We start from the raw sequence: 14,789 nt of genomic DNA on the forward strand, positions 1-14,789 counted from the left end.
TGAAAAGACGCATGCTTCTCGGCCTCACGGCCGCCCTGCCGATGCTGGCGGCCCGCGCGACGCAGGCCCGCGCGGCAGAGGGCGATCCGCTGCATCCCGGCCCCGGCCATGTGGGCCCCACCAACCTCATCACCGATGTCGCGGGCCTCACCATCGGCGAGGCGCATGACGCGAAGGCCCGCACCGGGGTCACGGTCATCCTGCCCGACCAGCGGGCGGCCTGCGCGGTCGATGTGCGCGGCGGCGGCCCCGGCACGCGCGAGACCGATGCCCTCACGGCCGGCAATCTCGTGCGCAGTGTCGACGCCATCGTGCTGTCCGGCGGCTCGGTTTACGGGCTTGGCTCGGCCGACGGCGTCGCCGCGTGGCTGGGCGCGCGCGGGCGCGGCTTTTCCATGACGAAGCAGCCCGGCGTCCCGCCCTCGCCCATCGTGCCCACCGCGATCCTGTTCGACCTGGCCAATGGCGGCGACAAGAACTGGGGCCTCAACCCGCCCTATCGCGACCTGGCATTGCGGGCCATGGACCATCCCTCCCGCACTGTCGATCTCGGCACGGCGGGCGCGGGCTACGGGGCCCAGGCCGGCGCCCTCAAGGGCGGGCTTGGCTCGGCCTCCTTCGTCACCGCCGACGGGCTGACCGTCGGCGCGCTGGTGGCGGTCAACAGCCTCGGCTCGGTGGTCGTGCCGGGCACGCGCCATTTCTGGGCCGGCGCCTTCGAAATGGGCCGCGAATTCGGCGGGCTGGGCGCCAGCGCCGCCCATGTCGATCCCGAGGATTGGGGCCGGGCGAAATTCAACCCGGCGGCCCGCGCCAACACCACCATCGCCTGCATCGCCACCGATGCCGATATCGACGCCGACGACCTCAAGCGCGTGGCGATGATGGCGCAGGACGGGCTTGCCCGCGCCATTCGCCCGGTTCACTCGCCCTTCGACGGAGACGTCATCTTCGCCCTGTCCACGGGCCGCCGCCCCCTGCCCGCCGGGCCGCCCCCGCTCCATGTCGCACGGCTGGGCGCACTGGCGGCCGACGTGCTGGCCCGCGCCGTGGCGCGCGGCGTCTACGAGGCAACCCTCCCCCCAGGCATGGGCGGCCCGACCTGGAAGAGCCTGCCGGGGTGACCAGCCTACCGACGCATGAACCGCCGAAGCATGCGAGAGGTCATCTGCCCGAACCGGCCGGACAGGCCGGGGGGAACATGCACGCTGGCATGTCCACCGACATCCTGGTCGAAGGCGCCGACATCTCCGCGCTTCCGCCAGACATGGACACCCACCCCGCCTTCCTCCAGCCAGTCGTGGAATGCCCATAAGGCGGGCGCGCGGCGCCGTCCGACCGCATGGATGCGCCACAGATCGACCAGGGGCGCAAAGAACGGATTGCCCCGTTCGTACGCCCAGATTTCCACCCGGATACCAGGCTGCTCGCTGACCCCGCGCGCATGAAAGCCGCCGGTGTCGGCGACGATCAGCGTATTGGCGGGCACGGCAACGGCGCGCGGCGCCGGATAGCCCATGGCGGCAAGCGCCTCCTCGTCGACACGGAAGGACCCACGTCCGCTCAGACGATCGGCGGAACCGGCCGCCTCCAGGCTCATCCGCTTTTCCCATGTCTGCCGTGCCGGATTCAGCCTGTGCGAACCGGGAACGTACACGAACGGGCCGCTATTCTCCGCCGTCTCGGTCAGCGTGAACCAGGCCTTGACGGTAGGATGAAACGTATCGGCATGAAGCTGAAGCTGCGGATCGGGAACGCCGGTGACGGCGTGCGGCAGGATCGTCTGGATATAATAAAGCGGTTCGCAGTCGCGGCTGCCGGCCAGCCGGATCAACCGGCCCAGAAGAGGCACGGCCAGCAACTGCCGGACACCGGGCATGCGAGCCAGAAGCCGGGGCTCCAGCGCGATACGGCGGGTCACCGTATCGCCCTGAATGGTCTCGCGCGCCTCTCCCCGATATTGCCGAACATCATCGAGAAGCCGGCTGAACGTCGCGGCCGGCAGAAAGTCGCGGATGACGACAAACCCGTCACGGTCGAACTCGGTCACGAGATGCGGCGGAATCGCACGTTTCAGCCGCCGCCGCCGCCAGGATGCGGCCCGATGGGCCAGGCTCTGGCGCAGAACATGCAGCCCCGTCTCGTTCAGCCGACGGCTGCCGATCAGCGGATTGTCGCGAAAGGATTTCGCCCCGGTGAAAAGCTGAAGCGCCCAGACAGGATAGGTCAGAATGTTCTTGATTGTCTTATGCATAATATCCGGTCGGCCATAACGGCATGGGAACGCCTCCCCCACCGCACAGTTGCAGCCCCGCGCATCGCGAGCGTGTAGAGGCACACGCCATAGCATCATAAGAATGTGTTGCAAAATCGCACGACAACGCGATCAAATCATGAAAGAAAATTTCATTTTAACCATGAAGACGATGCACCGAGCCGCCCCTTGCTGCCAGTCCCGCTGATCAGGCACAGGCCCGCAGACTCGGCAGAATATCTTCCACCGGCCGGGGCCGGGCGAACAGATAGCCCTGGACCTCATCGCATCCCATCCTGACGAGCAGCCGATGCTGCTCGTCCGTTTCCACACCTTCGGCCGTAACAGACAGATCCAGGGAATGCGCGAGGCTGAGGATGGTCCGCGCGATCCTGCCGACCTTCTCCTGAGACATCGCCTGCACGAACCCGCAATCGATCTTGATCTTGCTGAACGGAAAGGACCACAGATATTTCAGCGAGGAATATCCGGTTCCAAAATCATCCAGCACAAGCCGGCAACCGATCTCGGCCAGCTTGCACAGCGCCGCATGGTTCGCTTTCTCGTTTTTCAGAAACGATGTTTCCGTAATCTCGATTTCCAGCCTGTGTGCCGGCAGGCCGGTCTGCCGGAGGATTCTCCGTACCATGTCGGGAAAGGCCGCATCGCCGAGCTGGATCGACGATACATTCACCGCCACCCTGATAGCGTCCGGCCATGACATCGCTTCGCGGCACGCGGCATGCATCACCCACTGCCCCAGCGTGTGGATCAGCCCGTTCTGTTCGGCAAGCGCGATGAACTGGTCAGGCAGGACGGTGCCGCGCGCCGGATGGCACCAGCGCACCAGGGCCTCGCAACTCCTGACCTGTAGGCCCTCACGCTCATAGATCGGCTGGAAATGCAGGGTCAGGGTCTCGCTCGCCAGCGCATCGCGCAGTTCCTCGGTCAGGATCGCAGCACTCCTGACCTCGTCGCTCAGCGCGGCCTGGAACTGCTGGAAACGATTCCGCCCCTGGGTCTTCGCGCGATACATCGCCATGTCCGCGTGCTGCAGCAGGGTCTCCGCACTGTCGGCATCTTCGGGGAAACGGGCGGACCCGATGCTGGCCCCGATCACGATCCGCTTGCCATCCACCAGATAGGGCGCGCTCAGCGACGCCAGAAGCGGCGTCATCCGCAGCTCGATTTCCGACGGCAAGGCGGTATTGGACCACAGAATGGCGAATTCATCCCCCCCGAGGCGGGCGATCAGGTCGCCAGGCCGCCCGTGCTCGCGCAGACGTTCCGCGACAAGGCGCAGCAGGGCGTCCCCCGCAGGATGACCATGGACGTCATTCACCGTCTTGAAATAGTCAAGGTCGATATAGAACAGCACAGCCGGCCTGTTCCCGCCGCACAATGCCTCCAGCCGCATGCTGAACAGACGGCGATTGGCCAGATCGGTCACCTTGTCGAAATGGGCCAGCCGCTCGATCTGCCGCTCATTCTCCCGATAGACCGTCACGTCATCGAAAACGTACAGGTCCCACAGCGGCATTCCCGACCGGTCGGCAATCATCAGCCGATTGAGGATCAGGTCCCGCCGCTTTCCCTCCGGGTCCTCGAGCGAAAACTCCATGCTCGCCTGCCCGTCATCCGCCGGCGCCGCATCCGTCATGCGGGACGTCATATGAGACGTCCTTTCAGAGAGGGCGGAATCGCCGAACCGCCTGGCCGCGCGATTCATCAGAATGACCTCTCCATCCGCGACGGACCGGACGATCAGCGGCGACGGCACATTCTGGACGATGCGATCGATGAACAGCTTGTCGCGCAGGATCTTCTCATTCGCCTCATGGAGCCTCTCCGTCGCCGTGCGCAGTTCCGACAGCGCCGTCTTCTTGGCGGCATGCGCGTGACGGACCAGGTCGATGGCCGAGCCGACCCCCAGGCAGATCCCGTGTTCGACGACGATGAAGCCCAGCAGCAATTCCGACGGGTTCGCACCCAGGGCCTGCGGCAGGAAGTCCGCCACCAGCACGGCGGCTTCGACGATGGTCGGGCGCGGGTCCATCAGCAGCGTGACAGGGCGCCGGTGATAGACCGAATAGCCATACTGTCCGGCCATGCGCACATGAAACGTATGGCGGTCGACCAGGCCCAGCGGGTGCCCTTCCCGATCGACGATGACGACGTACAGCAGGTGGGGGTCATTCTCGAAATGCTGCTGGACATCGCCGCCGACGGCCGTTTCCGGCAGGATGGGCACAACGGCCGCGATATCGCGCATCGTCTGCGCGGCCACCGTGCCATTCTCCAGCATCGTCATTGCGGAACCTTCAACTGCATGCTCAATGAATTACGACCATCTCGCACATCAAAAAACAAAAATACATAGAATTCACGCAGTCGACCAGGTACATCCGATCTGAACAAGAATTTTTTATTTCGGACATCATATCAGGATCATCAGATCCGCAAAACCATCCGGACGATTTTATCGTCCACTCTTTTGCTCCCGATAGAAGCCGGCGCGCGCCGCCTGGTTACGACTGTATCCCCGCCAGATGCATGGCCAGGCCCCGGGCCTGCTGCCGGATCTCGGGGATCGCCGTCGTCTCGAACAGGGTTCCGGCCCGCATGGGCCCGATCGCGTACAACACCCGCGAACAGGCACCGGATGCCCCCTCAAGCGCCCCGTCGGCACCGGTCGCCAGCGTCACGCCCAAATCCCCGGCGACCGCATGTCCGTCCAGGAAGAGCGCCCTCAGCAACGGGGATTGGACCTTCCGGTAGTCGGTGGCCGGCCCGGTGCAGTTGATGACGCATGATGCGGCCAGGCTTTCCGTCCCCCCTGACGTCACGATCGTCAGATGTCCAACCCCGGCCGACATCGCCAGATCCCGCACATGCCCGCGCCGGATGGCCAGAAGCCCCGCTCGCCGCTCCCGCTCCACTTGTTCCGCGATGCACGGCGCCATGCGATGCCGTGCCACGCTCCAGTAATGAAAGAGATGCCGCCTGAACCGCGCCTTCTCGCCCGTCGGCAAGCGCGCCCATAACGGGTTGCTCGTTCCCCGCAGACTGTCGACGGCCGCCCGCCAGGCCGCCCCATTCCGCACGGCGCTCCGAAACGCCGCCAGATAGGCGCCGGCGGAGGGCGCCGTCGAATCCGGCACCGCGGGCCCCGCACCCGGCGCACAGGGCGCATGGCCCAGGCTCAGCAGGCCGTGCCTGGACACCATGGTGACCGGCCCGCGATGCCCCTTTTCCCGCAGGCGCAGCAGCATGTCCACCGCCGTCAGCCCCGTCCCGATCAGAACGACCGGCGAATCGCGATCGGACGGCAGCGGAAAATCACCCCAGGGGTCACGATGATAGAGGCCCCCCGAGAGGGCATCGGCGCTGATCCGCGGCAGGTCGACCGGCGGAAAATGCCCCAATGCCAGCACGACGCGACTGGCCGGGATGCTCCCGCCATCCGCAAGGACGACCGACGCCGCCTCGCCCTCCACCCTCACCGCCACCGCCCCCTGCCGGCAATGAACGGCACCGGACCGGGCCGCCAGGGATTGAAGGTACCGTCCAAACACCATGCGCGGCGCGAAGCTCCCCGCATCGGCCGAGGGATCATGCTCCCGCCGCAGCCAGTCCAGAAAATGGTCCGGCATGTCGGGAAAGGCGCTCATGTTCCCCGCGCGGACGTTCAGCAGATGGGCGGGGCTGCGCGTCGCATAGGCAATGCCCCGCCCCAGTTCCTCCCGGGGCTCGATCACCACAAGGTTCGGCGGATTCACCTGTCGCGTCAGATGGATCGCCGCCAGGGCACCGCTCGCCCCCCCCACCGACGATCGCGACCGTCCCGGCCATGCCCCGCCTCCGTCAGCCGAGGCGACGACAGCGGCAACAGCGCCGTGACCCGCTGCCCAGAATGGTCTTCATGATGTCGTATCCCCGATCCCGGAGGCTGTCTCCAAAGCAGAGCCTCTGAACCAGCCTCCTACCCTCCTTCGCAGATCCGACGACTGCGGGGAAAGGATGGACAGAGTAACGAATGATAACAGCGAAAGGTCCCGAGAGTGGCCCTGGCGCGCTGCGCCTATAGCGGCAGCGCGGCGCTGCGGACATCCACCGCCACCGGAAGCTGCCCTTCCCGGTGGAAGATATCCGCCATTCTCTGCTGCTCGGCCAGGATATCGGCCCCCACCGGCTGGATGCCGTAGGTAATCTTCTCCACCGACCGTCCAACCACCGCCGGATCGAGCCCCGTGGCATCGGCGAGAATCCGCATGACCTCCAGCTTGTTGGCCTGCGCCCACGCATCGCATCGCGCCACGGCATCGCGGATCGTCTTCAGCAGATCGGGCTGAAGACGCGCGAATTCACGCCGGGTCATGAAAAACTGGACCCCGCCCCCGATATCGGCACCGGTCGCCAGAACACGCACGTCGCTGCCCGCGGCCGACAGGTACGGGTCCCAGATCGACCAGGCATCGACCACTCCCGTCTCGAATGCCGGGCGCGCGGCGGAAGGCAGCAGGTACGTCACATCGACGTCACGCAGGCTCAATCCATTCTTCGACAGCGCGGCCAGCAGCAGCCAGTGCGCGTCCGATCCCCGCGTCACGGCGACCTTGCGCCCCCGCAGATCCCCGATCGCATGGATCGGACTTCCCGCAGGCACGATAATCGCCTCGCTCGACCCCACCTGCGGCTCATGCCCCGCATAGACCAGCATGCCGGGCGCGCTCGCCTGGGCGAAGATCGGCGGCAGGTCGCCCGTCTGGCCGAATTCCAGCGCACCGGCGGCCATGGCCTGCAACATCGGCGGCCCCGCCGGAAACTGCGCCCATTGTACCGCAATCCCTCGCGGCGCCAGGGCCTCCTCCAGAAAACGCTTCTGCTTCAGCAGGATCAGCGTGCCGAATTTCTGATAGCCGATCCTGACGGCCGTGACCGCGGCATGCGCGGCCGGTGCCCGCAGGGGCAACGCCAGCCCGGCGAAACCCAGGGCAAGGGTCGAACGTCTGGACAGGGTCATCGGTCCGGTCATTTCCTCCATGCACCGCGATCGACGATATCGCGGCCGCCGTCACGTTCACGCGGGCACGCCCGCACCGGCCCACCGACAATGCTTCAGTTTCCTGCTTTCAACAACACATCCTTCCGCCCGCCGCGAGACATGACCATCGAACGATCCGCAGTGCGACGGATGATGGACCTCCACACATCCGGCTGGTGATGCTCCAGGTTCATGGTACCGCCATGTTCCATTCGCGGGTGGGACGGGAACGAGGGGGGTGCCCGCATCGTTTCTCGCATATCCGTCGGAGGCTGGAATCACGGCCATGACGATGCCCTTCAGACAGAGATCAAGTAAAAATAAATCTGCCATATTTCAGATCGATTCGAAGCAGCATATTCATTTGAATACATTCGTATTAATGAATAATTTACTATTTTTAGCGTGAATAGCACCGTTTAATATTGATATTTTATCGAAAACCGACACGAATTCGCCGCAAATTCGTCATCAAATTAAATTTGACTCCTGTAACCAAAAAGTGATCTTCTCTCTCCTGCCCCGAAGGCGACAGACATAAGCCGTTGTAAAACAACATTTTGTCGACGAATACCACGGTCATGAGGCAGCTCCTCGACCAGGAGTGCGTCATACGGAAGGAGGGTAATATGGCAAACATACGCCGGAAAAAACCAATATTCACAATGGCAGTGGCCGGATCGTTGATCGCCGCCACGGCTGCCCAGACAGCATTCGCGCAGACGCAGAATGCCCAGCAGGAGGCGCTCCGTGTCGCCCCCCATCCCGGCATGATGCCCCACGCGGGCCGGATGTTCCCGGGGACGTCGCTGACCGGCGTGCCTGGCTTCCCCCTGCCCACGATCCATACCCAACAGGCCTATGCGCCCGACGGGGACTTTACGGCCCGCTGGACGCGCGCCGACGCGCTGCAGATCAAGGCGCATTCGAATCCATCGGTCTCGGCGGGGCAGAACTCATTGCCTTCCCAGCTGATCATGCCCGGTATTCCTGCAGATTTCCCGACCATCAATCCGGATGTCTGGGTATGGGACACCTGGACCCTGATCGACAAGCATGCCGATCAGTTCAGCTATAATGGCTGGGAAGTCATCTTCTGCCTGACGGCGGACAAGAATGCCGGATACGGCTTCGACGATCGCCATACCCATGCCCGCATCGGCTTCTTCTATCGCCGCGCCGGGATTCGGGCCGACCAGCGCCCCGCGAATGGCGGCTGGATCTATGGTGGTCTCCTGATCCCGGAAGGCGCGCAGGAACAGGTCTTCAAGGGGACGGCCTACACGATCACGGCGGAATGGTCGGGCTCGATGCGCCTGCTGGACCCGCGCGACAACAAGGTATCGCTGTTCTACACCGACATGGCGTTCAACCGCGACGCGTCCGGGCAGGATATCACCCCCGCCCAGGCGGTGATCACCCAGAGCCTGGGTCAGATCCATGCCGATTTCAACCATGTCTGGTTCACCGGCTTCACCACCCACACACCGCTGCTGCGTCCTGACGGCGTGCTTTACCAGAACGGGGCGCAGAACCCGTACTATAACTTCCGCGATCCGTTCACCTTCGAGGACCCGAACCATCCCGGCGTGAACTACATGGTGTTCGAGGGCAATACCGCCGGCCAGCGCGGTGTCGCGAACTGCACCGCCGAGGATCTGGGCTACCGCCCCAACGATCCGCACGCCGAAACCGTTCAGCAAGTCCTCGATAGCGGCGCCTATTATCAGAAGGCGGCGATCGGCCTCGCGGTGGCCGAAGATTCATCGCTGTCGAAATGGAAGTTCCTGACGCCCCTGATCTCGGCCAACTGCGTCAACGATCAGACCGAACGTCCCCAGATGTATATCAAGAACGGCAAATACTACATCTTCACCATCAGCCACCGCACGACCTACGCGGCGGGTGTGGATGGTCCGGACGGCGTATACGGCTTCGTCGGCAACGGCATCCGCAGCGACTTCCAGCCCATGAACTATGGCAGCGGCCTCGTGCTGGGCAACCCCACGGACCTCAACCAGGCGGCAGGCACCGACTATGATGCCAATCCGCAGCAGAACCCGCGGGCCTTCCAGTCCTACTCCCACTATGTGATGCCGGGCGGCCTGGTCGAATCCTTCATCGACACGGTCGAAAACCGTCGCGGCGGCACGCTGTCACCGACGGTCAAGCTGGGCATCCACGCCGATGCCTCGGCGGTCGACCTGCGCTACGGCAATGGCGGCCTGGGCGGCTATGGCGACATCCCGGCCAACCGCGCGGACACCAACGTCTCCGCCTTCATCCAGGACCTGATCAGCCAGAATGTTTCGATCGGGCCCAACACCACCGGCCAGGTCAACGCTTTCGTCAACACGAACAAATAATACGAGGCCAGACCGGCCCTTTCCGGGACCATCCCGGAAGGGGCCGGTTTTCCGATTCGCGGGAACCATGCCCAGGAAGATGAAAAGATCCGTTCATACGGCCCGGTTCGACATTGTCCTTCGCTGCCGCGCGCTCGCCGTGGCATGCCTGTTTCTGATGCCGCCACCGCACCTGCGGGCGCAGGAGCCACCCACACCCCAATGGCGTCCGGCCCTGCATTTCTCACCCGCCGAACATTGGGTGAACGACCCGAACGGTCCATTTCTTCTCGACGGCACCTATCATCTTTTCTACCAGTACAATCCGGCCGGCAGGGTCTGGGGCCCGATGTCATGGGGGCACGCCATCAGCACCGACCTGCTGCACTGGCAGGAGCAGGACATCGCCCTCCCCGCCACCCAGCGGGAGGATATCTTCTCCGGCACCGTCGTCTATGACAGCCAGAACCGCTCCGGGCTGGGCAGCGCCTCCGCACCGCCGCTGCTGGCATTTCATACCTCGGTCTTCCACGGCAATCCCGCGCACCCCGATGACACGCAGGCCCAGTCCCTGTCCTACAGTCTGGATCGCGGCGCGCACTGGCAGGCCTACGATCGCAATCCGATCCTGACCTTGCAGCCGGATTCAAGACAATTCCGCGACCCGTCGATTATCTGGTACCCGCAAGGCCAATGCTGGATCATGACCACGGTCGTCGCCGATGCGCAGCTGGTCAAGCTGTACCGGTCGACCGACCTGCTGCACTGGTCCTTCCTGAGCGATTTCCAGCCGTCCGGCTACCGCAAGCCGGGCATGTTGTGGGAAATGCCCTTGCTGATACCGCTTTCGCTGGACGGCAATCCGCATGAGACACGCTGGGCGATGATCGTCAGCGTCAATCCCTGGAGCATCGCCGGCGGATCGGGCGTGCAATATTTCATCGGGCGCTTCGACGGCACCCGTTTCACGCCCGACACCTTGCCGCCGGAAGGGTCAGATCCATCGGCCTATCATTGGCTGGATCACGGCGCCGACCAGTATGCGGCGATCCGCTTCGCCAATACCGGCTCCGGTGCGCCGCTGCTGATCGGATGGATGAGCAACTGGGATTACGCGGACACTCTCCCGACATCCCCCTGGCGCGGACAGATGACGCTGCCCGTCCAGCTGGCGCTGAAGACGGTCGACGGGCAACCCGTCCTGATCCAGACACCAACCGCAACGTACGAGGATCTGGTGCATCGGCAGGGCGTCTCTGCCTTTTCCGATCGGCAACTGGGTCCCGGCCAGACCTGGCATGCCCCGCTGGGCGGAGACGTGCTGGATATCCACCTGACCCTGCGGCGGGGCGACGCGCCACGCGCCGGCATCGTCGTGCGGCAGGCGCCGGACAGCCGGACAGGAACCGTGATCAGCTACGATTTCACATCGGGAAATCTCACGCTCGATCGCAGCCATTCCGGCCAGGTCGGGTTCTCGCCCCGGTTCAGCCTGGCGCATGTCGCCCACCTGTCCGCACCGGGCGGGGTGGTATCGCTGCATCTGGTGGTCGATCGCAATTCGGTCGAACTCTTCGCCAATGGCGGCGTGCTGCGCATGACCGATCTGGTCTTCCCACCCGCGGGCAGCAACGGTGTGTCGCTGTTTTCCGATGGCGGTCACACGCAGTTCACCGGCCTCCGCATCTCCGCACCCGCCCGATGATCGCACGCCCCATCTATGGCAGGGTCGGCTGGAACAGGCGCCGCGCCCAGGCCAGCACCAGCGCCTGGTAGGATTGGTTCAGAAGGACGGTATGAGAATGATAATTGCCGACCGCCCGCATCAGGTCGCCGCGCGTTTCATTCAGATACACACGCATGATCGCGCCCGCCGCGCTGATATTATAGCAAGGCTGGTCCAGCAGGTTGCGATAGACGATCTGCGGCGCAACATGGGTGAAACGGGCGATCGGATCGATCCAGAGCGTATTGACCTGCATGACACCCAGATCGTCCGTACCGTTCGCATTATGATGCACCAGCCCGTTCCGCCCGTTCTCCACCGCCTGGATGGACGGCAGGATGCGCGGAGGCAGATGGTACAGCGACGCCGCAAACACCATGCAGCCGACATACGCAATCGCCATGGCGGGGTTCTGCCCTTCCATCCTGAATGCCGGCCCTGATGCGGCGGCCTCGTTTCCTATCACAGCAAAGCGGGTTCAAGATGCCGAAATCTTCTCACGCCTTTTCCTCCGCGCCGCAGGGCCGCGACGGCGGCTTCACCCTTCTGGAACTGCTGGTCGTAATCGCCATCCTCGGCCTGCTGATCGGCCTCGTGGCCCCGGCCGCGCTGCGCCAGTTGGGCGGCGCCCGCAATTCGGTGGCCCGGCAGTCGATCCAGCGGCTGGGCGAGGTGCTGGATCTGTACCGGCTGGACATGGGCAGCTATCCCGGCACCGAAGACGGGCTCCACGCCCTGGTCGCCCGGCCGGCCGGCACCGAGAGCTGGAACGGCCCCTACGTCAAGGACGGCACCGACCCGCTCGATCCGTGGCACCATCCCTATATCTATCGCAATCCCTCCGAGCGGCCGGGGCATGAGTACGACCTGTGCTCGGCGGGCTCCAGCGGCAATGCCGCCGATCGTGCAACGATGATCTGCAACCCCTGAACGCCCCGGCAATGCAGCTCCCTCCCCCTCTGCCGTCCCCCTGGCTGCCTCTCTTTCTGGCCCCCTTCATCGGGTCGTTCCTGGGGGTGCTGGCCTGGCGCCTGCCCCGTACCGACCCCGTGGTCCTGGCCCGCTCGGCCTGTCCCCGCTGCCGGACGATCCTGACCCCATGGGAGCTGGTGCCGCTGCTCAGCTACCTGGCGCAGAAGGGGCGCTGCCGCACCTGCCACGCCCCGATCGACCCTTCCCATCCGGCCATGGAAATCCTGGCCCTGGCCGTCACGGCCCTGGCCATGCTGGCAACCTTGGCGGGTGGTGCGAGCGGCCCGCTCGCAGCGGCGGCGATCTGGCGCGGCTGCCTGTTCGGGTGGTGGCTGCTGGTCCTGGCCGCAATCGACCTCAAGACCTTCCGCCTGCCGGACATCCTGACCCTGCCGCTGACGGCGGCGGGGCTGGTACTGGCGGCAACGGACGGATGGACCACGTTCCTGGCGCACGGCACGGCGGCCCTGCTCGGCTATACCCTGTTCACCGGGATCGCGCTGGCGTACCGCCGGCTGCGGGGCCATGACGGGCTGGGGCTGGGCGACGCGAAACTGCTGGCGGCCGGCGGGGCATGGCTGGGGCCGGCCGCGCTGCCCATGGTGGTGTTCGCGGCAGCGCTCCTGACTCTCGGCTTCATTCTCGTCATCACACGCGGCAGGATCGGCCGCGACATGGCCATTCCCTTCGGCCCCGGCCTCGCCGCGTCGATGTGGGGAACCTGGCTATGGCAGACGGCTTGCCCGCTTCATGGATAAGACCATCCCCCCGGTCGAGGACCTGGCCGAATTGCTGGTCGCGCGCGGCCGCTGCGACCCACGCGCCGTCGAACGCGCGCGCCGCGCGGCGGAGCAGAGCGGCGGCCGGCTCGACCAGATCCTGCTGCAACTGGGCCTGGTGTCGGAACGGGAAATGGCGCAGAGCTACGCCGACCTGCTGCACATCCCGCTGATAGCGCCCGAACATTATCCCGATGACCCCGTGCTGGCGGATACGCTCGGCGCCCGCTTCCTGCGCGACGCGCACGCGGTGCCGCTGGCCGTGCGCGACGATATCCTGACACTGGCCCTGCGCGACCCGCTGGACGGGTTCACGCCGGCATCGATCGCAGCCGCCACCGGCCTGCGCGTGGCCTGCCAGGTCGGCGTGCCGATCGAACTGGAAGCCGCGCTCGACCGCCTCTATCCACGCACCGAGGCCGAATCGGCCCCGCCCGAAGATCACGAGGCCCCGCTGGAGGACGATGCGGAGCGGCTGAAGGACCTGGCCTCCGAGGCGCCGGTGATCCGCCTGGTCAACCAGATCATCGGCCGCGCGGTGGAGAGCCACGCATCCGACATCCATATCGAGCCGTTCGAGGACAGGCTGCGCGTGCGCTACCGCTATGACGGCGTATTGCATGAGGTCGAAAGCCCGCCGGCCCAACTGATCCCCGCCATCATCTCGCGCATCAAGATCATGGCCCGGCTGGACATCGCCGAACGCCGCCTGCCGCAGGACGGGCGGATCAAGCTGGCCGTGCGCGGGCACGAGATCGATTTCCGCGTCTCCACCATCCCGTCACTATACGGCGAGACGGTGGTGCTGCGCGTGCTGGACCGCTCCAGCGTCCGCTTCGACTATGCCACGCTGGGGCTGGCACCCGACATCGTCACCCGCATGCGCGCCCTGCTGGCGCAACCGAACGGCATCGTGCTGGTGACGGGCCCGACCGGCTCGGGCAAGACCACGACACTCTATACCGGCCTCGCGGACCTCAACGCCACCACACGCAAGGTCGTGACGATCGAAGACCCGATCGAATATCAGCTCGACGGCATCAACCAGGTCCAGGTCCGGCCGCAGATCGGCCTGACCTTCGCCACCCTGCTGCGCTCCATCCTGCGCCAGGACCCGGACGTGATCATGGTGGGCGAAATCCGCGACATCGAAACCGCGCAGATCGCGGTGCAGGCGGCGCTGACCGGGCACCTGGTCCTGTCCACCCTGCACACCAATTCGGCCGCCGCCGCCATCATCCGCCTGCGCGACATGGGGGTCGAGGACTACCTGCTGACGGCCGTGCTGCGCGGGGTGCTGGCGCAACGGCTGGTCCGCCGACTGTGCGACGCCTGCAAGACGCCCTACACCCCATCGCCCGAACTGGTGGACCGGCTCGACCTGCGCCGCCTGTCCGGCGGCGCACCGGTGACCCTGTTCCATGCCGTCGGCTGCCCCCGCTGCCGCCAGACCGGCTATAGCGGCCGCCAGGCGATCGCCGAACTGCTGGAACCGGACGAGGCGATCGAGCACCTGATCTTCTCGCGCAGCGACCACATGGCGATCGAGCGCGCGGCCATCGCCGCCGGCATGGTGCCGATGTTCACCGCCGGCCTGGCGGCCGCCCTGCGCGGCGAGACGACGATCGAGGATGTCACGCGCAGCGTCCGCGCCGGCACCTGACGGGGA

11 protein-coding genes are annotated in these 14,789 nt (G+C 65.4%); 6 read left to right on the forward strand and 5 right to left on the reverse strand.

Annotated features, from left to right (window positions below):
• The first annotated feature begins 11 nt into the window (after window positions 1-11).
• Complete coding sequence (locus HLH29_RS01250) at window positions 12-1,124, forward strand: P1 family peptidase (RefSeq protein WP_182964174.1); 1,113 nt, start codon at window positions 12-14, stop codon at window positions 1,122-1,124.
• Window positions 1,125-1,129: 5 nt separating this feature from the next.
• Here the strand turns inward: HLH29_RS01250 and HLH29_RS01255 are convergent, their stop codons facing one another.
• From HLH29_RS01255 to HLH29_RS01270, 4 genes are all read right to left on the reverse strand, one after another.
• Entirely contained in the window at window positions 1,130-2,254 is a 1,125-nt protein-coding gene (locus tag HLH29_RS01255; protein ID WP_182964175.1) for a phytanoyl-CoA dioxygenase family protein, read from the reverse strand.
• A 208-nt stretch (window positions 2,255-2,462) separates the two neighbouring features.
• Window positions 2,463-4,565 carry a putative bifunctional diguanylate cyclase/phosphodiesterase gene (locus tag HLH29_RS01260; RefSeq protein ID WP_246373558.1) on the reverse strand — a complete coding sequence of 701 codons (2,103 nt, stop codon included), beginning with the start codon at window positions 4,563-4,565 and terminating at the stop codon, window positions 2,463-2,465.
• Between the two features lie 217 nt (window positions 4,566-4,782).
• On the reverse strand, window positions 4,783-6,081 hold the full coding sequence (locus HLH29_RS01265; protein WP_182964176.1) for an FAD/NAD(P)-binding protein: 1,299 nt from the start codon (window positions 6,079-6,081) through the stop codon (window positions 4,783-4,785).
• Window positions 6,082-6,335: 254 nt separating this feature from the next.
• Window positions 6,336-7,277 (reverse strand): aliphatic sulfonate ABC transporter substrate-binding protein, encoded by a 942-nt coding sequence (locus HLH29_RS01270; protein WP_246373560.1) that lies wholly within the window; start codon window positions 7,275-7,277, stop codon window positions 6,336-6,338.
• 650 nt (window positions 7,278-7,927) lie between these two features.
• On the opposite strand from HLH29_RS01270, the gene HLH29_RS01275 reads away from it, so the two are divergent.
• Both HLH29_RS01275 and HLH29_RS01280 read left to right on the forward strand, forming a co-directional pair.
• On the forward strand, window positions 7,928-9,664 hold the full coding sequence (locus HLH29_RS01275) for a glycoside hydrolase family 68 protein (protein ID WP_182964178.1): 1,737 nt from the start codon (window positions 7,928-7,930) through the stop codon (window positions 9,662-9,664).
• Between the two features lie 79 nt (window positions 9,665-9,743).
• Window positions 9,744-11,348 (forward strand): glycoside hydrolase family 32 protein, encoded by a 1,605-nt coding sequence (locus HLH29_RS01280; RefSeq protein WP_182964179.1) that lies wholly within the window; start codon window positions 9,744-9,746, stop codon window positions 11,346-11,348.
• A 13-nt stretch (window positions 11,349-11,361) separates the two neighbouring features.
• On the opposite strand, the gene HLH29_RS01285 is transcribed toward HLH29_RS01280, so the two are convergent.
• Window positions 11,362-11,793, reverse strand: coding sequence for a lytic transglycosylase domain-containing protein (locus HLH29_RS01285; protein ID WP_246373562.1), 432 nt, complete (start codon window positions 11,791-11,793; stop codon window positions 11,362-11,364).
• Window positions 11,794-11,852: 59 nt separating this feature from the next.
• Between HLH29_RS01285 and gspG the strand changes: the two genes are divergently transcribed.
• From gspG to HLH29_RS01300, 3 genes are read left to right on the forward strand one after another with little or no spacing between them, the layout of a single operon-like run.
• Window positions 11,853-12,299: a type II secretion system major pseudopilin GspG gene (gene gspG / locus HLH29_RS01290; protein ID WP_182964180.1), complete on the forward strand. Its 447-nt coding sequence runs from the start codon at window positions 11,853-11,855 to the stop codon at window positions 12,297-12,299.
• 11 nt (window positions 12,300-12,310) lie between these two features.
• Window positions 12,311-13,099, forward strand: coding sequence for a prepilin peptidase (locus HLH29_RS01295; RefSeq protein WP_182964181.1), 789 nt, complete (start codon window positions 12,311-12,313; stop codon window positions 13,097-13,099).
• Window positions 13,092-14,783, forward strand: coding sequence for a GspE/PulE family protein (locus tag HLH29_RS01300; RefSeq protein WP_182964182.1), 1,692 nt, complete (start codon window positions 13,092-13,094; stop codon window positions 14,781-14,783). The genes HLH29_RS01295 and HLH29_RS01300 overlap by 8 nt, the downstream gene beginning before the upstream one ends.
• Window positions 14,784-14,789: the final 6 nt, after the last annotated feature.

The sequence above is a fragment of the Gluconacetobacter tumulicola genome, assembly GCF_014174215.1.
Taxonomy (GTDB): Bacteria; Pseudomonadota; Alphaproteobacteria; order Acetobacterales; family Acetobacteraceae; genus Gluconacetobacter; species Gluconacetobacter tumulicola.